General features: G+C 40.0%; 17 protein-coding genes and 1 pseudogene. 7 read left to right on the top strand and 11 right to left on the bottom strand.

All coding sequences use genetic code 11. The features are described from left to right. Positions 1 to 151: 151 nt before the first annotated feature. Both V7K97_RS25055 and V7K97_RS25050 read right to left on the bottom strand, forming a co-directional pair. On the bottom strand, positions 152 to 802 hold the full coding sequence (locus V7K97_RS25055; protein WP_334803687.1) for a hypothetical protein: 651 nt from the start codon (positions 800 to 802) through the stop codon (positions 152 to 154). A gap of 347 nt (positions 803 to 1,149) precedes the next feature. Beyond that, positions 1,150 to 1,470, bottom strand: coding sequence for a TMEM14 family protein (locus V7K97_RS25050; RefSeq protein WP_334803686.1), 321 nt, complete (start codon positions 1,468 to 1,470; stop codon positions 1,150 to 1,152). An 87-nt stretch (positions 1,471 to 1,557) separates the two neighbouring features. On the opposite strand from V7K97_RS25050, the gene V7K97_RS25045 reads away from it, so the two are divergent. From V7K97_RS25045 to V7K97_RS25035, 3 genes are all read left to right on the top strand, one after another. Beyond that, a complete protein-coding gene (locus V7K97_RS25045; protein WP_334803685.1) occupies positions 1,558 to 2,907 on the top strand; it encodes an ATP-binding protein in 1,350 nt (449 codons plus the stop codon). Positions 2,908 to 3,050: 143 nt separating this feature from the next. Continuing rightward, complete coding sequence (locus tag V7K97_RS25040; RefSeq protein WP_334803684.1) at positions 3,051 to 4,340, top strand: tellurite resistance TerB C-terminal domain-containing protein; 1,290 nt, start codon at positions 3,051 to 3,053, stop codon at positions 4,338 to 4,340. A gap of 339 nt (positions 4,341 to 4,679) precedes the next feature. Then, the gene (locus V7K97_RS25035) at positions 4,680 to 6,008 is read left to right on the top strand and encodes an ATP-binding protein (RefSeq protein ID WP_334803683.1); all 1,329 of its coding nucleotides are present in this window, start codon (positions 4,680 to 4,682) and stop codon (positions 6,006 to 6,008) included. A 538-nt stretch (positions 6,009 to 6,546) separates the two neighbouring features. Here V7K97_RS25035 and V7K97_RS25030 read toward each other — a convergent pair. Continuing rightward, entirely contained in the window at positions 6,547 to 7,152 is a 606-nt protein-coding gene (locus tag V7K97_RS25030; protein ID WP_334803682.1) for a Uma2 family endonuclease, read from the bottom strand. A 55-nt stretch (positions 7,153 to 7,207) separates the two neighbouring features. Beyond that, a complete protein-coding gene (locus V7K97_RS25025) occupies positions 7,208 to 8,389 on the bottom strand; it encodes an AGE family epimerase/isomerase (RefSeq protein WP_334803681.1) in 1,182 nt (393 codons plus the stop codon). A 181-nt stretch (positions 8,390 to 8,570) separates the two neighbouring features. Between V7K97_RS25025 and V7K97_RS25020 the strand changes: the two genes are divergently transcribed. Then, positions 8,571 to 9,470 carry an aspartoacylase gene (locus V7K97_RS25020; protein ID WP_334803680.1) on the top strand — a complete coding sequence of 300 codons (900 nt, stop codon included), beginning with the start codon at positions 8,571 to 8,573 and terminating at the stop codon, positions 9,468 to 9,470. Here V7K97_RS25020 and V7K97_RS25015 read toward each other — a convergent pair. Next, positions 9,467 to 9,976: pseudogene (locus tag V7K97_RS25015) on the bottom strand (DUF2887 domain-containing protein); the annotation flags it as partial. The gene V7K97_RS25020 and the pseudogene V7K97_RS25015 sit on opposite strands and share 4 nt — an antisense overlap. Before the next feature lie 117 nt (positions 9,977 to 10,093). Then, a complete protein-coding gene (locus V7K97_RS25010) occupies positions 10,094 to 12,475 on the bottom strand; it encodes a hypothetical protein (protein ID WP_334803679.1) in 2,382 nt (793 codons plus the stop codon). A gap of 785 nt (positions 12,476 to 13,260) precedes the next feature. On the opposite strand from V7K97_RS25010, the gene V7K97_RS25005 reads away from it, so the two are divergent. Further along, positions 13,261 to 14,430: a glycosyltransferase family 4 protein gene (locus V7K97_RS25005; RefSeq protein WP_334803678.1), complete on the top strand. Its 1,170-nt coding sequence runs from the start codon at positions 13,261 to 13,263 to the stop codon at positions 14,428 to 14,430. 63 nt (positions 14,431 to 14,493) lie between these two features. Continuing rightward, positions 14,494 to 15,633: a glycosyltransferase family 4 protein gene (locus V7K97_RS25000; RefSeq protein WP_334803677.1), complete on the top strand. Its 1,140-nt coding sequence runs from the start codon at positions 14,494 to 14,496 to the stop codon at positions 15,631 to 15,633. A 136-nt stretch (positions 15,634 to 15,769) separates the two neighbouring features. Here the strand turns inward: V7K97_RS25000 and V7K97_RS24995 are convergent, their stop codons facing one another. Then, complete coding sequence (locus tag V7K97_RS24995) at positions 15,770 to 16,039, bottom strand: hypothetical protein (RefSeq protein WP_292720957.1); 270 nt, start codon at positions 16,037 to 16,039, stop codon at positions 15,770 to 15,772. 237 nt (positions 16,040 to 16,276) lie between these two features. On the opposite strand from V7K97_RS24995, the gene V7K97_RS24990 reads away from it, so the two are divergent. Then, a complete protein-coding gene (locus V7K97_RS24990) occupies positions 16,277 to 17,533 on the top strand; it encodes a cation:proton antiporter (RefSeq protein WP_334803676.1) in 1,257 nt (418 codons plus the stop codon). Between the two features lie 95 nt (positions 17,534 to 17,628). On the opposite strand, the gene V7K97_RS24985 is transcribed toward V7K97_RS24990, so the two are convergent. From V7K97_RS24985 to crtD, 4 genes are all read right to left on the bottom strand, one after another. Beyond that, complete coding sequence (locus V7K97_RS24985) at positions 17,629 to 18,015, bottom strand: hypothetical protein (RefSeq protein WP_334803675.1); 387 nt, start codon at positions 18,013 to 18,015, stop codon at positions 17,629 to 17,631. Between the two features lie 530 nt (positions 18,016 to 18,545). Next, positions 18,546 to 18,878: a hypothetical protein gene (locus tag V7K97_RS24980; protein ID WP_334803674.1), complete on the bottom strand. Its 333-nt coding sequence runs from the start codon at positions 18,876 to 18,878 to the stop codon at positions 18,546 to 18,548. Positions 18,879 to 19,003: 125 nt separating this feature from the next. Further along, positions 19,004 to 20,143 (bottom strand): saccharopine dehydrogenase family protein, encoded by a 1,140-nt coding sequence (locus V7K97_RS24975; RefSeq protein ID WP_334803673.1) that lies wholly within the window; start codon positions 20,141 to 20,143, stop codon positions 19,004 to 19,006. A gap of 293 nt (positions 20,144 to 20,436) precedes the next feature. After that, entirely contained in the window at positions 20,437 to 21,951 is a 1,515-nt protein-coding gene (crtD, locus tag V7K97_RS24970; protein ID WP_334803672.1) for a C-3',4' desaturase CrtD, read from the bottom strand.

Here is a 21,951-nt window from a genome sequence, read left to right as displayed (position 1 = left end):
AATATTATCCTGGATTGTGGAAGGAGAAATACATCATTTAATCAACATAAGCTGATGTGCCGCTAAATTTTATAACAAGAAAACCCAAAAATATTGTAGTGCGGGCATCTTGCCCGCGTCCAATATACAAATTAAATACGCAACAACATAATCACTGATTTTTTATTTGTTTAGATGTCGCTTCCATAAAGTCAGGAAAAACTTTTATTATCTGATGGATTCCCTCGCTACCGCCTGCAATTAAACCTCCTGTCAGCAATGCATCTAAACAACGGAAAATAACTACTTGAATTCGATTATCTAAATCAATAACTACAAGCGGCTCGATTGAGCGAACACCTATTGCACCAATTAAAAGACCAAATAAAAGGGATGTCCATAGAGCAATTATTCGCGTCTCAGATTTATAGGCTGTTCTTTGGCGCTCTTTTTCATTTATATCATCAATTTGGGGCTTGAACATTTTTAATGAGTCTTGTTGATTTTGTGTATAGTTTTGAATTATTTGCTGTTCTAAACTCATTCCTTCAGGTGGTAGTCCACTGACTTGATTGGATTCTAAAGAAGTAAATTGTTTCTGTTGGGTTTCTAGAAGTTTTATCTGTTCAGATATTCGAGCCTTTTGTTGCTGAATACTAATATCTAATTGCTCGATAAATGGACCACGCCAAGTAGTTATAAAAACTTCTAAAGAACGCTCTAACAACAAAGAAATAAATAACTGTAATGTAAGTAACTGAATAATATCATTAACCCCAAATGGTTTTAAAACGAATGGTTTAGATGATAACCAAGTTGACAAAGTTACTACTAGAAAACTAATAATGATTAACACAATAAATAGAGGAGACTCTGGAGAAAGCTTTAGCAACGTATCTAGACTCCTGTTTAACGTCACAATATTTAACACAGCCTGGAGGTGAGAACTACACCTGCTGAGTAACTTAACAACGTTAATTTGATAGAACAGTAAGTAATACCAATTATTTGTGAAACTGCACAAAATCAAGCTTGGTGAGACAAGGGGCTTAAGCTCTTTGTTCTAAGTAGCTAGTCACAGTAATATAAATGTACTAATATAATTCAAAGCAGGGAGAGTCACACCATGCCAAAAAAAACAGGAGGATGGTTATTGCTTAGAGACTGATGCTACCTTAAAGCCACAATTTGATTCACCATCACCACCAATGCCAGCATACCCAAAATCGTCATCAATCCCGCAGGCATAAATTTACGTGTTTTTGCCAATCGAAATGCAAAGAAGACTACTAAAACAGCAGTAACTAACAGCGCTAAAATTGAACCCCAGCTTTGCCCTTGGAGTTGAAAATAAGCGGCAAGTATTAGTAATAGACCGCTAATGCTACCACTTAGGAGTGAAACTATACTTGTAGCCTGAATGTAGCCAATAATGCCACCAACAATCGCTAAGATGCCGTAGGCAAAAGCAGCAATTATACTTAAATTCATTGTTAAAACCTATGTAGACTTTGACTTTACTGCCAGGGTCAGCAGACAATTTACCATAGCTATTTAGCTATATCACACACTTGATTGATGGATAATCAAACGATGTCAATGGCAAGTACTTCCTCATATACAAAGGTTCAACATCTCCAGCGCCAAGCAGCCTCACTTTTACTGTACCAATCTGTTCTGCAAGGCGAAGTGGGGATGGCATTTCTGGAACTGTTGCAAGCTATACGTTACATTAACGCCGATGCACGCGGTTGTCTCCAAGCCTACGGTATTTACTTCCACGCTTTGGCTGCTATAAATCAAAACTGGGAAGACTACTTAATTACTCAACTTCTCTTCTCTGAGAATCCTTTCACAAGACTGGCCCAACAGCGAGAATTTGAAGATTTACCTCCGGCTTTAGTAGCAGCAGTTCAGCATGATTTACAAATATTGCAAAGTCTCTATGAATGTAGTAGCGCTTCTTTAAGCGAGTGGGTACAAGGCGTTGCTAATATGCCGATTTCGCCAGTAGTGTGGTATAAAGGGCAAGAATTGGTAGGAGTAGAGACAAAGTTCGCTACATATCTACAAGAGTTAGACAATTGGGGTGATGCTGTAGAAGAGTTAGCAACTTATTATCGGCAATGTGGCTCTGGTTTATTTGCAGAATATCGCGCTTTACGCTGGCAAGGTGGCCAGTTTATCGGTATCCGGTATTCTGACCCAATTAAGCTGAATGCCCTTGTAGGTTACGAGTCTCAAAGAGATGCTTTACTAAAAAATACAGAGTTTTTATTATCAGGAGAGATGGCACTGCACGTATTACTTTACGGTAGTCGCGGTTCTGGCAAATCTTCTTTGGTGAAATCTTTGTTAAATGAATATAGTAATCGTAGCCTCCGTTTGTTGGAAGTAGCAAAATCTGACTTAAAAGACTTACCAAAAATTGTGGAACATTTACGGGATGCGTCACAAAAATTTATTATTTTTGTCGATGACCTTTCCTTTGAAGAAGATGATGATGCTTTTAAATCCCTCAAGGTAGTTTTAGAAGGTAATTTAACCGCGCGGCCGCAAAATGTAGTTGTGTACGCTACTTCCAATCGCCGTCACCTGATTCGGGAGTTTTTTGTGGATAGACCTACGCCCAAGGATAACGAGGAAGTCCATGCCTGGGATACGATGCAGGAGAAGCTTTCGTTTAGCGATCGCTTTGGTTTAACCTTGACCTTTGAACCAGCCAATCAGAAAACGTATTTAAAAATTGTACAACATCTCGCCGCCCAAGCTGAAATTAATATTACCGAAGAAGATTTGGAATTTCAAGCATTACAATGGGCAACTCGCCATAATGGTCGTTCTGGACGTACCGCACGGCAGTTTGTTGATTTTTTAAAAGCAGATTTAACACTTTTTCATGCAAATAACAATACAGACAACACTTAACATTAAAATTAATCTATTTGTTATTTACAGAACAATGTTAGGCACCAGTAACTCCAACTAGAGATTTAAGAACGACTATGAGAGGGGTAATGACCTTAAGAACCACTTATTCTGATAATTTAAATACCCTAAAAAGCAGCAATATGCAATCAGTAATGATCAGCAATCGATTTATACTAGTGATAGTTGCCTTTAGTGTGAGTTTTGGACTTAGCCTTGTCCCAAGCTGGGATTTGAATAAAGCCTTTCTCACAGGTGTAATTACTGCCGCTACTATCTATACAGCAGCAGTATTCGTAGATAAGCGACGCCGAAATTATGAAATGTTTGTTTTAGGTTCTCTCCGCAAGCGAATTAAAGAGATGGAGGGATTAAAGGCTCGTGTTGTCAGAGAAATCAATCAAATCGAAGAACATCATAATTTATTATATGCTGAATCACAACAACTGCAAAATCAAGTTACAGAAAGCCGTAATCAAAGGGATAGTCTACATCGAGAATTAAGAACATTTACCGGACAAAAGAAGCAATTAGAAAGCGAAATCAATAGCCTGCAAACTGAAATTAATAACTTACATAAAAATCAAACAGAATTGAACAATGCTTTTTCTGTTCTCACAGCAGAAAAGCGCCGTCTAGAATCGAATTGTAATGTATCTCGTGCTGAAATCACCCAGTTGCAAAGTCAAATTTCTGAACTGCAAGATGAGAAACAAGAAGTTGAAAGCAATTTAACTCTTCTAGGCAGACTCAAACCCCAATTAGAAGAAAAACTATACGAATTGCGAGTTGCAATTCAAGAGCTAGAAGTTGAGACAAGCCAAAAAAATCAATTGCTTGTAGCAACAAAAGCTGAAACAGAAAATATCCAAGCTATCCTGAATTCTTCACAAACCCAAATAGCAGAACAAAAAGCCGAATTACAGCAGTTACAAGGGCAAATTTCATTATTACAAGAAGAACGAGACTCATTACAAAATCAAGTATGGGAATTACTCCAACAAGTAGAAACATTTAATCCAGAGCCTTTATCTGAGAATTCCCAAGAAGATGACATTGAATTGTTTCCTTTTTCTGAAATAATTGAAACTTCAGCCATTATTGACACTTCAGAAGTTGATACATCGGAGAATATACCCGAAGAATGGACTAATTTTCTAGAAAATCTCCCAGGATATGAGTTACAAGTATTAAAAGCGATAGTTGAACAAGATAATCCCAATGGTGCTATTAAAAAAATCGCCGAAGCAAACATCACTATGCCAAATCTATTAATCGATTCTATAAATGAACGGGCAAATGATACTATTGGTGAATTAATAATTAATCCAGATTCAGAAAGTCCAAATCTTTACCCTGAGCATATAACCCATGTCAAAAAAATGATTGCAATGTATGAAGACCTCATGGCTAGACATGCTTCGTCAAATTAAATTATTATTGCCGTCGTCGGATTAGTAGTAAGGTGAATATAGGACTAGTATTTGATTTTTGAAATGCACGTAGTGGACCCTCTAGGCTAAAATACTGCATTAGACGTAGACGTAGGTTGGGTGGAGCGGAGCGCAACCCAACATATATCAGGATGTTGGGTATCAGGATGTTGGCTTTGGCAAAGCCTCCACCCAACCTACAATTTTTTTGCAACATTTTCCTAGACTCTAGGAATTTGAAACCCACGGAGGTGGGTTTTGTCTGTATAGCCGCGAATTTTATTCGCCAAGGCTAAGTACTGCGTGCTTCTGCGTTTAGAATAAAGTGAAGTGTAATACATGGCAAAGCTCAAAATCTCGAAAAAAATCTCCACTGCTTTAATCAATTCCCTTGGTGCGGGGGTAGTACCAAGAGTGGGAGTTGAATATATAGCAGTAGGTCGAGAAAAAGAACTCAAAAGCCTATTACAAAATCTTGATGATATTGCAGAGGGTGTAGCAGCATTTCGCTTCATCATTGGTAACTACGGTTCCGGTAAAAGTTTTTTATTGCAACTAATTCGTAATCGCGCGATGGAGCAAGGTTTTGTAGTAGCTGATGCAGATTTATCCCCGGAACGCCGATTAGCAGGAAGCAACAATGAAGGTGTAGCTACCTATCGAGAATTAATGAGTCACCTAGCTACAAAAACTCGTCCTGATGGTGGTGCTTTAGTCTCGATTTTAGAAGGATGGATTAATAAAATTCAACAAGAAGTGGTTAAAGAAACTGAAATGCGTCCCAATGACGATGGTTTTGATGACCAAGTTGAATCGAAAATTAGGGAAGTAGTTCAGTATATTGAAGATTTAGTTCACGGTTTTGATTTTGGTAGTGTGATTATCGCTTATTGGCGTGGCTATCGATTGGATGATGATGATTTAAAAAATGCGGCGATGCGCTGGTTGCGGGGAGAATTTACTACTAAGGTTGAGGCGAAAGCAGCTTTAGGAGTGCGCGTGATTATTGATGATGATAGTTGGTATGACTATATAAAACTGTTTGCGAAATTTGTCGCGGAGATTGGTTATAAAGGACTGTTAATTTTAGTTGATGAAGCTGTACATTTATATCAAATATCTACTACGGTTACACGGGAAAAGAATTATAATCGACTTCTGGCAATGTTTAACGACACCATGCAGTGCAAAGCTGAACATCTTGGCATTGTCGTTGGTGGAACAACTAAGTTTTTAGAAGACCCCAAACGGGGACTTTTTGCAGACCAAGCTTGGCAAAGACGTACCAAAGAAAGCCGTTTTGTTGCCCAAGCTAATATTCAGGAACATTTAGGGCCAGTGATTCGGCTAAATCCGTTGAGTGAAGCAGAAATTTTGACGCTTCTGCAACGTTTAGCTGAGATTCATGCACTCAATTTTGGGTATGAACAGACTTTGACAAATCGTGAGTTGAAGGAGTTTGTACAAGAAGTTATTAATCGCTTGGGTGCAGAAGCATTACTTACACCAGGGGAAATTGTGCGAGATTTTATGAGTGTGCTGAATATTCTTCACCAAAATCCAGGAATTGCGTTTGCTGAATTAATTCATGGTTCTAAATTTAAACCTACTGCTATGGGTGAAGATGCAGATGTAGATGAGGATGGGGCAGCCGAATTTAGTTTGTGATTAATATAAATTTTTTTAGTGACTTACAATTTGTTATTTTTTAAATTAAACGAGTTTTTTATCTGTAATATAATCATGCTACAAAATTTATTTCTTAGTAATTGGTAAGCCAAGCCAATCGCTAATCTCATGAGCTAGCCAGTCAAGTTCTAAAAGAGTTACAGTAAAAACATCAAGTTCACTACTGGAAATTACATATTTTTTTATACCTGCCCATATTGTCAAGTAATATCTATTGAAATCGCTTTTGTTTATTTGCTCATGACTCCAAAGCTTTGTTGCTTTTATAGCTTTCCTATTTGTTACGGCCCCACTGTAAGATTACTTAAGTTAGCAACAAGCATTAGGGAGAGTATTTTTCTGAAATTCGACCTATTAGTATGTGAAAGCTAAAATATTGCAAAAAAATTGTAGGTTGGGTGGAGGCTTTGCGTAACCTAACATCCTGATATATGTTGGGTTGCACTCCGCTCCACCCAACCTACGAATGCGCTATTTTAAGCTTTCGAGACGCGATAAATCGCCGTCTCTACAAGGTTCAATCGTATTCAACTACGGGGGTGACTGCACTCTCTGGAAACAACCGACTCAAGTCTAATAATGCATCTTCAAATCCAGGAATCACCACTGACTGATTTGATAGAGAAATCTGCTTGCTGAGATAGCTAAATTTATTTTGAGCATTTTGATACGGTTGGCTGTGACGCTCAACTTGACGAGCCGGCAAATTTACAATCCAGTAATGAGAAATTCCGGCTTCTGCATACAAAGACAACTTGGTTGTTTGATCGTAATCTATGGTTTTATCCGAAATTTCGATTACTAACAAAATATCTTCGGGATATGGATGATGAGCGAGATAATCTTCATCTCTTCCTCTTGCAATGACAACATCCGGTTCAGGCTCACTTTGATTAGGAAGGGTGATGGGATCTTGTCCACGGATGACTGCTCGATCGCCTAATAGCCGATCCAATTGACGGCATAGGATAGAACTACAAACTGTATGAGGCGTTCCCTTTGCTGTCATTTGAATCAGTTCCCCTCGAATTAATTCAATACGATCGCCCTCTGTGATAAATCCGAGTTCAATCAATTGATGGTATTCTGCGATCGCAAATCGTTTAGGTGTCACAGCATTCATGAGACATCTTTCCAATACTATTTGTACAGTAACAGAGATTAAACTGACTGCGTTGTTACTGCCGCAGGCGTTGCAATGCCTCAAATTGCTGCCAACATAGGTACAATGCACGCGGGACGTGAAAACATCCTTTCCATTTGCCACCTTTAAGGTTCAACAATACTTCTCCACGCCGATTCAGATAGCCAAACCATTCACCGTATTCTGAATCAGCAAAATGTGACCAGGCGTAATCGTGCATCTTTTGATACCGTTCCCAACAAACCTCACGTCCGGTTAGGCGATAGCCCATTGCTAATGCAACCAAAGACTCTAGGTGAACCCACCACAGTTTTTGATCCCATTCCAATTGTTGTGGAGGATGACCGTCTGCATCCATATAGTAATACAATCCGCCGTACTCGCTATCCCAAGCAAAATTCAGGATATTTAGCACCACATCAACGGCTTGGTTAATCGTTTTGGTGTCGTTTTTCCGACGCGCAATATCCATGATAAACCACATAGCTTCAATACCGTGACCTGGATTAATCACCCGTCCCTCAAAACAATCTATGTGGGAACCTTCAGGGAAAACGTTTTCGTACATTAGTCCCCGTTCTGGGTCGAGAAAATCGGTCATTACTTCGCGGACGGTTTCAGCTAGGACATTTTCTAAGGTTTCCTTTGGCAGCAACCATTCCATTTCTAGAGTTAGGTTGGCTAAAATCATTGGTACAGCCAATGATTTCATTGGGCGTGTGCCGGGATAGGTTTTATTATATTTGCCCTTGGGGTTATCCTTGCGGCGTAATACGTTGTTGTAAGCCTGTATTGCCACATCCTTTGCCCATTCTTCGCCGCCAGCGAGTGCATATTGACTAAATGCCATCGCCGCAAAGCAATCAGAAAAGATGTTGTAAGGTTGAATTAATGGTTTACCTTCACGGGTGAGGGCAAAGTACCAGTTACCATCGCTATCTCTGCCATGTTGGGCGAGAAAATTAGCACCATTGCTAGCAATTTTTAGCCAGTTCTCGCGCTTTTCTAGCTGGTTGTAAAGCATCGAAAAAGTCCACACTTGGCGGTTTTGCAGCCAGATGAATTTGTCTGTATCATAAATTTTGCCTTGGCGATCGAGGCAGGTGAAATAGCCGCCTTGCTGCCAATCAAGAGAATATTTTTCCCAAAAGGGGAGTACGTCGTTGAGGAGAGCGTTTTTGTAAAGTTCTGCGAGCGCTTGAAAATTATACTCCATAAATTTCCTTCCCTTTTGTACCAAAACCAACAGCTTAACAGTTATCATATTTTGGCTCGAACATGGAGCGTAGGCGTAAACATCGCGTCAGTCTTTTACAAGATTTAGTCAGCAGCAGGTATACTTCTATCTTGTATCTTGCACCATTCTCAATAACCGTAGGGGAGCCAGTGAGGTTGTTATGAGTCAGATTAAACGAGTTGCGATCGTTGGAGGAAACCACGGTAATGAGTTAACAGGAGTACATCTAGTTAAAAAGTTTCAGAAGTTTCCTAATTTAATCAACAGAGCAAGTTTTGAAACTCTGGCATTACTTGGCAATCTCAAAGCTATTGAAGAAGGCAAACGATACATTGAAAAAGATTTAAATCGTTGCTTCACCAATCAAGGCTTACAAAATCCCCAACTCTCAAGTTATGAAGATACGCGGGCAAAAGCAATTCACCAAATATTGCAACCCCAAAATCAGCCCTTTGTCGATGTAATTGTTGATTTGCACAGCACAACTGCCAACATGGGGTTAACTCTGATTTTTTGTGATATGCATCCTTTATTACTTCGGTTAGGTGCTTATTTAAGTTCTATTAATCCTTTGGTGAAAGTCTGTATTAATCAGGAATCTAAAGAAAATGGTTTTCTCCGTTCTTTGTGCGAATTGGGTTTTGTGATAGAAGTTGGTGCTGTGGCTCAGAATGTTTTAAGCGCCCAATTATTTCAGGAAACAGAGCAGCTTATTTATGCAGTTTTAGATTATTTTGAAAGGTGCAACCAGGGGAATATTCCGCAGACAAGCAGCCAGCTTACACTTTATAAATACATTGGAACTGTCGATTATCCTAGAAGCGATGCTGACGGTAGGCTGAGTCTACGAGGGGAGATTCAAGCCATGATTCATCCCCAACTTCAGTTTCGGGATTATGAACCTCTGAATCCCGGCGATCCAATGTTTCTGACTTTTGAAGGAAAAGATATTTTCTATGAGGGAGCTTCTACTGTTTATCCTATTTTTATTAATGAGGCAGCTTACTACGAGAAAGGAATTGCCATGTATTTAAGTCAAAAGCAGGAAGAAGTAGTTTAATTTATTCGCCCTTGTAACCAAGATTGCAAATCAGCTAAGGTAGTAAAATCAAGCAGTGCATCGCTCAAATCTGCGAGAACAGACAAAGATAAACCAGAAACAGAGGAGCGCATTTCCTCAGACAGTTCTCCAAGGCGCTTAGTCAATTGTCGGGAAATAGCATTAGCCATAACTTCTCGTCCTTCTTCTCGTCCTTCTGCCTTGATTTCTCGGTAAACTCGCGTTTGCTGTAGTGTTATTTCTAGCATAGACTCTACCTGCGCTTGACTCAATTGTTCAAATCTGTACATCATTATCGTTGTTACCATTTCTATTATGGCGCGACTCGCTGCTAATGGTACTTCTTGCCGAGTTCTCGTTAACAAATACCTTGCTTCTTCAGGTGCTTGTTCTTCCTCTACCGTAGTTAGTACCATCAGTGCCACCCATAAAGGTAATTGGCGAATATCGCCTAATTCATCCAAATATACCCGATGTACTTGGTTACTGTTCAGAAATCCCCGATGATTTTACATAATCAAACGCGCAGAAACAAGATCCCCGACTTATCAAAGAAGTCGGGGATCTGCGGCTTGGTTAAGCTTAGAGTCAAGGCTGTGTTCTATCGTAATTGCTGTAAAGACTCACCCCGCCAGCCGATACATAATCACTTTTCCTTTCCAATTTTCTTCTACAAATACCAAATACTCACCATTGGAACGCCGAAAAGCCCGGATACCATAAGGTATATCAATCCAGCCACTTTCGCTACCAACTTCTGGGCCTGGTTTTAACTGTTGTACTTGTATTCCCGTCGTGGCATTGTAGACATATACCTCTGCGGTTTTAACTGTCACGGCAAATACATAATCTTTTGCCACACTGATTGCGGCTGTAGATACTTCACGTTTGCCGGTGCTGTCGTAAGGAATCACAACCCGCCATGCAGCAGTACGATTACCTTGACTCCAATTGTCAAAACGGGCAATCTCAGATCCAGCAACTCCTGTATCGTCGCCGAAGGCGGGGTGATCTGCTGTGAAACCTGACAAATACATGGTATCTGTTTGCGGGAAATATTCGAGCCGCCGCAAGTCGTTAAATATTTTGGGAGTTGTTTGCTTTTCCATCGAACTATAGCTGTAGATGGGATTGCCTTTGGCATCTATTCCTTGTAAAGGATAGTGTCGGATACCATTGCCATCTTGGGTTCGCAAAGCTTTCCAAACATCTCCTTTGCTGTCTACCCACCAGCCGCCAAGATAGGGATAATCTTTGCTGCGATCGTATTCGTTCTTTTCAAAGGCACCGTTTCCATTACTATCCCGCCAAATCCATTCGCCTTGTTCTGGTTGATGGGGTGGCCAATTTCCCGCTATTGATTTTTTATCGCCATTGGTACCAACAAACATTCCGGCGGGGATGGCAATTTGGCCATCTGTGGCTGGATTAAAACGGTATATTTGCAGAAAGCTGCTATACATATCTGTGAGGAACAAAAACGGCTTCCCTTGGATACGGCGAACAAAGGTTCCATCTGGAGATGTATGCAGTCGTGCATCTTGAGGATATTTGAAAGGATTTAAAGTGTAGCCTTTGTAAGTCCATTGCTTACCAGCAGGCTGACTGTAATCCATGAGATAGTGTTCTTGTTTGGTGAATAAATCTACACCATCAGTTTTAGGATCGGCATCTGCATTATCCACAAATATCAATCCTAGCGATCGCCACAGCAGTTTACCCGATGGCGAAAATTTCCGCAAATCTGTTCCCGATTTGTTGAAACCATTACTATTTATATAGATATTACCTGAAGCATCTGTACCAACTCCAGTAAGTCCATAAAGTTTCAAATCTCGAACTTCACCAGAAACTCCTGCATAAATACCGCCTTTAGAACCAAAACTACCGACTTGCACCGGCTGATCTTTGATGTCATAAATCAAGATTTGCTGACGTGAACCATTTTCTGCTACTAACAGCTTACCTTCATGATTAACTGCGATCGCAGTTGGTTCAACGATATCTGCAATCTGTTGGGGTAATTGCTTTCCACTTTGGGAATAATGTACAATTTTCGCAGGATTACTACCATTTTTAGTTTGAATAATCCAGAGATTTTTTTGTTGATCAATAGTTATTGCTCCTGGATTAGCAAAGGTAAAGCTGCGGAGTTCTTTCATCGTATCAGTATCATAGACACGAATGCGGTTAGCAGCAAAATCACTCACATACAACTCGCTTTCCACAGTTGCTAATCCAGTGACTTCACTTTTAGTACTAGTAATCAACATACTTTTATCCCAACCACGCCCATTCGGAAACGGCGCAGGTTTTCCCGACAAGTCATAACGTCTAACGCTATGCCAATTTGTTCCTTCTGATGGGTAATCTTCATTTATCTTACCCCTCGAACCTTGAGTCATAGCAAGGTAAATATATTTACTATTTGCTGTTACAGCTATGCCACCTCCACGACTCCAGCCGTGAGTATCCCCAATGGCACCAATAACCTTACCATCTTTATATATGGCTGCCTCCATTCCCGCCTCATCCCAATGGCTGTTGGTATAAACTGTGCCATCAGGGGCAACATACATTGCCTCAATATTGTTTTGTATTCGCAGATTCCCACTGCCAATAGTATTACCTATCCACGATGTTTTGTATGTAAGCTTGGGTGTTGCAGTATTGTTTTCTACCAGCAGATTTTCACTGCTAATAGTATTAGTTATCGACGATGTTTTATATGTAAGCTTGGGTGTTGCAGTATTGTTTTCTACCAGCAGATTTTCACTGCTAATAGTATTACTTACCGACGATGTTTTGTAAGTAAGCGTGGGTGTTCCAGTTATCGCCCAGTCTGTTGTAATTCCAAGGGTAGTAACAATGACTGCAACTGTCAGACTGAGTGAAAAGTTGAAAGTTTTACTTTTTTGTAAATATCTAGTCTTAGATAATTTTTTGATGTGCTGATTGAGATTTTGACGGAGTTGTACCAACTGCGTCAGTAATTTATTTATCATATAATTTTTCAGCTTTTAATTATTTATATACAATTAGGATTTATGAAATCCGCACAAAATATAACTATTTTTAAAGTGAATAAGATACAAGCTATGTAGGGGTGCGACATCTGATGATCTATCAACAAACCAAAAAAGTTATTATTTACATAAACTTTATAGAAATCACATGATTATTTAAAATTCTAGGAAATATATTAAACAATATTTTTCCATGTATTAATATTTACTTGGGATTAAATACTAATTGTAAATATTAATACAATATTCTTTATTCATCAGTGATTTTTTCCTTTCCCTGTCTACCACTTAGCTTCTTGACTGTCAGGTATAGTATATAGCGGTTCTCGGTTTAGTGAGGTACAAGAACCCCACCCCCAACCCCTCCCCGCTCTTCGAGAGGGGGCTAAGATGTACATCATATGATTAGGAAACGCTATATATCGTAGTCAGTGTTATTTAGTTAAGAAAAATACAGGTTTGAATTCATTATTGACGTTGGCATATAAATAGTTTATAAATTGGTGTTCTATCAAAAAAATCTTACTAGTAATGTGTATTAGGAAATTATAGTAATCAAGATTGGGATACAACACGCTGTAGGGGCACAGGTTAAAAGGGCGGTTAGAAACCGCATCTACACGGGCAAAACCCACCTAAGTGGGTTGAAAAACCTTAATTTTCTCTTAGTCTGCGGAGGCAGACTTTGTTTGTGTAGCCGCGAATTATATTCGCCAAGGCTGAAGTTAACTAACTGTTTTAATACATTTATATAATACACATTGATGGAAAATAAACAAGAAAATTTTCATTCAGAATCAGCATCTATTCTCACCCTTGGGTTAGGCTGGTTTCCCAAAAGTCCCGGAGGATTAGAAAGGTATATTTATGAATTAACTCATAAATTAGCAGCAAATAAAGACGAGGTTGAATTATGCGGAGTCGGTTTACCGGAGGCTGAAATCAATTCACCGATTAAGCTAACTAACTTGGCTTCTCCCGATAGTGCTATTTGGCAAAGATTATGGTCGATTCGCACTAATTTTCAGAAAACAAGAACCAGCAAACCAGATGCTATTAATTTGCACTTTGCATTATATAGCTTTCCTATTTTAGATATTTTACCCAAGGGAGTACCAGTTACTTTTAACTTTCATGGGCCTTGGGCTTCTGAGAGTCAGGAGGAAGTTGTTAATAAAAACCTCAGTCTTTTAATTAAGCACTGGCTAATAGAACAAAACACTTATAATCGCTGCGATCGCTTCATTGTTTTAAGCAAAGCATTTGGTAAAATCTTACATGATAAATATCAAGTACCGTGGAGCAAAATTAATATTATTCCTGGTGGAGTTGATATTAATTGGTTCCAACCAAACTTGTCACCCCAAGAGGCTGGTGCAAAACTAGGCTGGCCTAGTAATCGCCGGATTATATTTACATCACGTCGCTTAGTACATCGAACGGGAGTTGACAAATTATTGCAAGCTCTGGCTATAATTAAGCCTAGAATACCAGATGTTTGGCTAGCGATCGCAGGTCGTGGTCACATCCAAGCTGCACTACAACAACAGGCTACAGAATTAGGACTAGACGACAACGTTAAATTTTTAGGTTTTCTACCTGATGAGCAATTACCTATCGCTTACCAAGCTGCTGAATTAACTGTTATGCCTAGTCAATCTTTTGAAGGGTTTGGATTAGTAATAGTTGAATCTCTGGCCTGTGGCACTCCCGTTTTATGTACGCCAGTTGGGGGAATGCCAGAAATTTTATCAGAATTTTCACCCGATTTAATTACTACTTCAACAGAAGCCTCAGCGATTGCTGAAAAATTAGAACAAGCGCTTTTGGGTAATATCCCCATACCTTCACGATCAGCCTGTCGCCAGTATGCAACTACACACTACGATTGGAATCAAATCGCTCAAAAAGTACGGAATATTTTATTAGCTTAAAGAAGTGAATTTAATAAATATTAGGGGCACTACGCAGGTAAAATTAGATAAAATAGAGGTTTAATGAGAATTCTTTTCCTAGATCAAAGCGGTAAACCAGGCGGTGCCGAATTATGTTTAATAGATATTGCTAAACCCTATGGCGATCGCGCTTTGGTAGGTTTATTTGCAGATGGCGCATTTAAAGATTTACTACAGCAAAATCATATCCCAGTAGAAGTTTTGGCAACTCAAGCAATCCAAGTTCGCAAAGAAAGCAGCTTGGTACAAGGATTAAAGAGTTTGGGACAACTTGCACCTCTAATTACCAAGGTAGTTAAAATAGCGCGTGAATACGATTTAATCTATGCCAACACTCAAAAAGCATTAGTTGTAGGAGCGTTAGCAAGTTTTTTTAGTCGTCGTCCTCTAGTTTATCATTTACATGATATTCTTTCCAAAGAACATTTTAGCCAAACTAATCTTCGTATTGCTGTTAACTTAGCTAATCGTTTTGCATCATTAGTAATTGCTAATTCCCAAGCTAGTCAAACAGCCTTTATACAAGCGGGAGGACGCGCAGATATCATCGAAGTTGTCTATAACGGCTTTGAACCCAAAATTTATCAAACTGATGAGTCTGACATTAAGCAATTACAGCAAAACTTAGGATTAGAAGGAAAATTTGTCGTCGGACACTTTAGCCGCCTTGCACCTTGGAAAGGACAACATATTTTAATTGATGCCCTTGCCAAATGTCCGCCAGAGGTGATAGCAATTTTAGTGGGTGATGCACTGTTTGGCGAACAAGATTATGTCCAAAAGTTGCATCAACAAGTTGCCCAACTGGGACTAGAAAACCGTGTCAAATTTTTAGGATTTCGTTCAGATATTCCTCAGTTAATGGCAGCTTGTGACTTAGTAGCACATACCTCTACTTCCCCAGAACCCTTTGGTAGAGTAATTGTTGAGGCAATGCTATGTGGAAAGCCTGTAGTTGCAGCAAAAGCTGGGGGTGTAATGGAATTAGTAGAGCATGGACTTAATGGTTTTCTAGTGACACCAGGAGAATCTCAGGAACTTGCACAAGTGATTACCACCTGTCTTCAGGAGACGGAAATAACTAAAACTATAGCCAATAATGCCAAGAATATGGCTAGTCGGCGTTTTGATGTTGCAACTATTAATCAGCAAATTGCCCAACTGCTGTCCCAGAGATTCTAGTCGTCTGTTTGATTAATTTTGATGAGTTTGTAGTAAGTACTTCAGGGCTTAAAAATCTAGGACTAAAGTCCTTACTACGAACCCTTTTTAGGGACAGTGAACTGGTTATGCAGATATTTTAGGCGATCGCATCGCATCAAGCCACTTCTCGCAGTTGTGGTTGTGACGGCACACTCACCTCTGGAAATGAAAGGGAGAGTTGTTCGGCTTGAGGTACTGCGGCTTGCTGCAAAACTTGAACTTCGATATTCACGCTTACTAAATAACTGCCTGTATCAGCACCAACCGCTTCAGCAATTAATTTGGCAATGTCTGGGCGTTTGGCAGTCAGGGGATCGCGTAAAATACACCGATCCCATTCATGCTTGGCAGTCGGATTGAGGTTGAGAATGTAATGCTTCATCATCGAACTAACCCTTAAATCCATCTTCCAGAAGGTTTTCACAGAGCCGTTATCCATTTGGCTAGGCTTTGTGAACGCTATATCCATTATAGTATATTTGTACTAAGATGGGCAATAGTCCGAGTGAGAAAGTAGGGAGTATAGACCATTACCAGAAAATCTGCCCATAGGTAATTCCTAATAAAAAGCTATTGCAACTAAGCTGACAAAGCAACACCCAAATTTTATACAAATAGCTATATGGTAGATATGTATATTATTGACCTATTTGTGATTGGTCTACTTTTGCTGATGGTCACATTAGGGTCAGGTTGGATTGCTCGCTTACCTCTTTCTTTTGCAATTATCTACCTACTGGTTGGCATTTTTCTAGGCCCTTATGCATTAGGGCTGATTCAATTACGTCGAGATCAAGTTTTCAACAACGAACTGCTGGAGAGAATAACAGAACTATTAGTGATTATCTCTGTGTTTGGCTGCGGCTTAAAAATTATTCGTCCTCTAAATTTGAGGGTTTGGGATATTACGGTACGATTGATTATCTTTCTGATGCCAATTTCAATTTTTGCTCTGGCTGCTGTGGGTAAATTGTTTTTAGGGATGAATTGGGGAGAAGCGATTTTATTAGGAGCAATTCTCGCACCAACAGATCCAGTATTAGCATCAGAAGTACAACTAACCAATATAAACGACCAAGATGAGTTGAGATTTGGTTTAACTTCTGAAGGTGGGTTAAATGATGCTTTAGCTTTCCCCTTCGTTTTTTTTGGCCTTCATGCATTAGAAAACGATAACTGGGGTAGCTGGTTTAAACAGTGGATTGCAGTTGATTTAATTTGGGCGATCGCATCTGCTATTTTTATGGGAATTGTTGTTGCTAAATCAATAGTTTGGATTGACGACAAAATTCAAAATAGTCTACCTTCTAATGAGTTGATGGAAGATTTCATTGCACTCAGTATAATTCTGCTAACTTATTCATTAACAGAATTAGTTAATGGTTATGGATTTTTGGGAGTGTTTGTGGCTGGGTTAGTTGTCCAACGCAGTTACAAAAATCATGAAAAACCGCTAGCACAGTTAGAATTTATTGAGGAAGCTGAAAAGCTACTAGAAGTTGGGACAATTTTGCTATTGGGTTCAATATTATTATTTAAACCAATGCTCAACTATGCTGTGCAATCTTTGTTAGTGATAATTTTGTTATTCTTGATTATCAGACCTGTAGGAGTTTGGATTAGCACAATAGGTAAACGCCCTCTAGAATCACGCCGCCGAACCTTCCACCCCGGAACTCGTTGGTTATTTGGATGGTTTGGTATTCGCGGTGTTGGTTCTTTATATTATCTCGCCTATGCCTTTGGTCATGGCTTAAAAGGTGAAGTTGCCGAACAAATTGCTTGGATAACTTACACTACTATTGTAGTTTCGGTGATTGTGCATGGAATTAGTGCAACTCCATTAATGAAGTGGTATGAGCGGAATCTTGCTAATTAGAGAAAGACTACTTCAAAAATGTAGGGTATGTTCCTTAAATTCTTAATAATGCCGGACTCTCGACGAGAACATACTCTACAATTTAAATTTATTAACTATTTACCTGTCACCTTTTGAATAACTTCTTTCGCTTTTTCACCAAAACTTTCTGGGGGATTTTGTTCTTTCTCAGCTTTCAAATTCCTTTCGTAAGTCTTCTCTATAGTATTAAGGTTTGTTGAATCTTTTTTTGCTTGTTCATAAGCTTCTTGTCGTTCTTCTTCTTGAGCGCCAATACCTGGATCATATTCGTTAGCCCGATTAATCTTTTCTCCAGAATTTGGTTTGTAGTCTGGAGGTATTAGCTTCAATTCTTCAAGAGTAGTTGCATAACTAGCTTGCTGAACGAAAATAAACGAACCTGACAAGCCGATGAAAATCATCAAGCCAACAACTAAAATACTTGAAAATACTTGCTTTAAAGTTAATACGATTTTTTGCATGGAAAAACCCCTTAATTTTCTGTGATGAGTCTCTATCGTGTATAAATAGATTCGATATTCAAGACTCACAGGCATCCTAAATGTTTAGGTACAGTTATTACTTCTATCCCAGGGTATATTAATTTTTAACGGGAGCATCTCACTTTCGTAAAAATATATCTAGCCCTGGCGAATAGAATTCGCACGCCAGTTGCTCGTGGGGGAAACCCCCTTGGCGCTAGCCTCTCCCTTTGGGAGAAGACTGCACTGGCTTGGCTATACAAAACCCACCTCCGTGGGTTTCCAATTTCTTGAGTCCGCGCAGGCGGACTTGGTTTGTGTAGCCGCGATTTCTAATCGCCAGGTATATTTGCTCGGTCGATCTGATTCTGACTTTTCACGGGATCTGGAAAACCTCTCTCTAAATCTCTCTCCTATAAGGAGAGAGACTTTGAATTTTCATCGGGAAGGGGGTTAGGTGTTTCGTGGCTTTTCCACATAACGTGAAAAGTCAGGATCTGATTACGGTAGTATTTGGTAACTAGCGAATTTCATCGCATTTCCGAGTGAATATCCACAGTTATTAGCTTTTTATCAAACGTATAAAATATAGTAGCAAAGCAGTAAATTGGGTATAAAATACCTGAATTTAATTCTTTAACTCCTCCAATTGCTATTTGGGCTACATAATAATTACCAAAACCAATCTGATAATTATTTTGCCTATAACTCTTAGATACTACTTCTAGTAGTGTATTACGATAAACTAAAAATTTTCCCCGTTCCAACTCAAGCTCACACTCTAATTCGTCTTCCCATATAGTATTAATTAAATCTTCTTTAACTTCAGAATCAGTTAGAAAATTATCAATGAATATAGCCATAAAATCTTGTCATTTCCATTACCAGATTTTATTTCTAACACAAAAATATTAAGCTATAGCGGTTTCCATTCAGATGCGGTACAACATTACATCACAAGGTGTAGGGGCACGGCAGTGCCGTGCCCCTACGGGTGTACCTCACGTAAACGAGAACCGCTATATAACCAACTGTGATTAACTTTAATTCCTCGGCTTTGCATTGCCTCTTCAAATAAATTTGTCGGTAGTGCTTCTTCTACAGCAAATACTCCTGGTTTATTGAGTTTACCTTCTAGCATCAATTGGGCAATACTACCCGTACCACAACCAGAAGCCACGGCTGTATTGTCATGCACTATCGTTGAACAATAAACGGCGGTTTCACCATTTTTTTGCCCTGTAACTTCAGAACGAACTGCTACCCCAATTCCACTAAAATTATTAGTCACATCTGTCATCGAATGGCTGACATGAGACAGAAATTCAATCATGTAACGACGCTGCATTAACCACTTAGGAAAAATGTGTGCCGCAATCCAAGTTAGGTGATTGTAAAAATCTGGAACAGAGCCAAACTTAGTAATTACAGTTTTCACTGATGGGAAGGCGTGAGGAAGTGTAAAGGTTTCTGGCATATCAAACCAGTAAACTCCGTTGCGTCCATAAGTAGATGGAAACTCAACTATTTCCCTTTCACTATAAGGCTTGACTATCTCCCATTTTCCATCTATCCAAGCCTCAAAAGGATACTGTAACCCCAGAAAAGTTGTTCGCATCACTGTAATACCAGCACCGCCAGAACCAGAAACTAAATAACTTAAATGAATCTTTTCTGGTTGATCAAATTGTTCAACTCCCTGGCGTACCATGCTGTTAGAAATACCAGGAAAAATGCCAGTATTAATAATTGCTGTAACCCCAGCAGCAACCGCTTGTTGATGATAATTTAGAGCTTTGCTGGTATAAGAACGATGATCGCTGACATCTACATAATTAACGCCTTGAGCAATACAGGTTTCAAGAACATTAGTATCTCGATAGTGAAATGGCCCAGCACAATGGATGACTAAGTTAGAGTTTGCGATCGCACCTCGCAACTTGTCAACTTCTGCCAAGTCCAATATCAGAAACTGCACTTGCCCCCCCGAAGACAAGCTAACAGCCTTGCCAAACTCCGCAGAACGTCCAGTAATCGTAATTTGTGCTTGCGTATGGGTAGCTAGATCCTCAGCAACACTGCTACCAATCCGCCCTCGTCCACCAAGAATTAAAACTCTGTCTGTCATTACTCCGGGTCAGCAACACTAACCTTATTTCATCAGTTTTGCGTCCTGTTTGCCATCGGTTATAAGTATGATTTATACCATTTAATAAAACTTCTGCTCTAATACTTGTTTGTAGTAAGGACTTCAGTCCTTATTTTCTAAGCACTAAAGTGCTTATAGCGGTTCTCGGTTTAGTGAGGTACAAGAACCCCACCCCCAACCCCCTCCCCGCTCTTCGAGAGGGGGCTAAGATGTACCTTCTATGATTAGGAAACGCTATACTACAAACTCTTCATTACTAACTTGACAAAATACTATATTTGGGATTCAATTTGCCTGACAACTGTTAGCGCTGAGTAACTCACCCCAGCAGTGCCTTCCCCTGGATGGGTGGAATCACCAACTAACCATAAATGCTCAATGGGTGTACGATTGGCAAAGCCAAAGGGGCCAAAGGTGGGGATTCTTTGACCAATACCGCCAACTATACCGCGATCGCGCCCTGTGAAATGGGCAAAGGTGCGGGGTGTTGCGGCTTCTTGATAAATAATCGTTTCTGGTTTGAGATAAAAGTATTGGGCAAGCCGGGCGATCGCTTCTTCGGTAAACTTTTGTTTTAGTCCTTCATAATCATCAGTCTCCCACCACGGCGCAGGATCGACAAATGAAGAAGCGATAATCGTTGCTTTCCCCTCCGGGGCGCGACCGTCTCCAGGATGACTCACGGAAACAAATAGGGAATTATTCTCGCCAACTGGGCCATCAGCATCATACAGAAATTGGAGATGAGGAGGACAACCAGGCGGAATCGCGCTGGCATCTACACCCAAATACACCACAAATGCACCCGATGCTTGAGGTAATTTTTCCACGCGGTTTTTATAACCAGATGGCGCTTGTTCTCCCAATAACTGCACCAAATTTTGCACGGTGATATTGCTAACTATGTGGTCGGCTGCTTCTGTCCACACTTCGCCAGTTTTCTGATTTCTAATGACTACAGCATTGGCTTTACCGTTTTCTACTTTGATTTGTTCTACAGTGTGGCGCATCAACAATTTGCCGCCATCTCTTTCTAAGGATTGTACCAGGCGATCGCTTAATACTTGCATACTTCCCTGGAGGTGAAACAATCCTTGGGGCAATTGCGATACACTCAATGCTGTGGCGGCATAAAGTAATGCTGTCTCTTCTGCATCCACCTGGGAGTATAGCTTCAGTTGCAAATCTAAAAAAGTCCTAAGTCGTCGGTCATTTCCCAATCCACATAAACGTAAAGCATCTCCTACCGTAAATAAGGTGAAAGGTACGGTAATTAATGTACTGAGACGCACCGCTTGTATTAGCTGCCACAAATCCCATAAATTACGCGGTGGTAACACCGGGTCGCGTCCTTGAAATTCCCAACTAGCATCAAATAAAGTTGCCATCAACTGCCAAAATGCTTCGCTACCAGGAAATTGTCGTTGTTGTTCCTCTCGCCATTTTTCTGGATCGCGCCAGACGTTGATTGGTGTCGCTTCCCCAGGAAGATAAACCGCACAAGCCGGATCGCAAGGCGTTGCTGCGGGTAAATCTATTGACAATTCTGAGAAAACGCGGTGGTGAATTCCCCCTGGTTCCAACCCCGCCACCTGAGTTGCTCCCACATCAAAGGTAAATCCTTGGCGTTTAAATGTCGAAGCACAACCTCCCGGTACCAGGGCTTGATCTAAAATTAAGACGCTGTAACCTCGATGAGCTAATAATGCCCCAGCAGTCAGACCACCGATTCCTGCACCGATAACGACAACACGAGTTTTACTTTTGTCAACATAAATGCTGGACAT

The sequence above is a fragment of the Nostoc sp. genome (assembly GCF_036917815.1).
Classification (GTDB): Bacteria; Cyanobacteriota; Cyanobacteriia; order Cyanobacteriales; family Nostocaceae; genus Nostoc.
The sequence above is the reverse complement of the archived record's forward strand: the minus strand, read 5'-3'. Positions and strand labels throughout refer to the sequence as shown.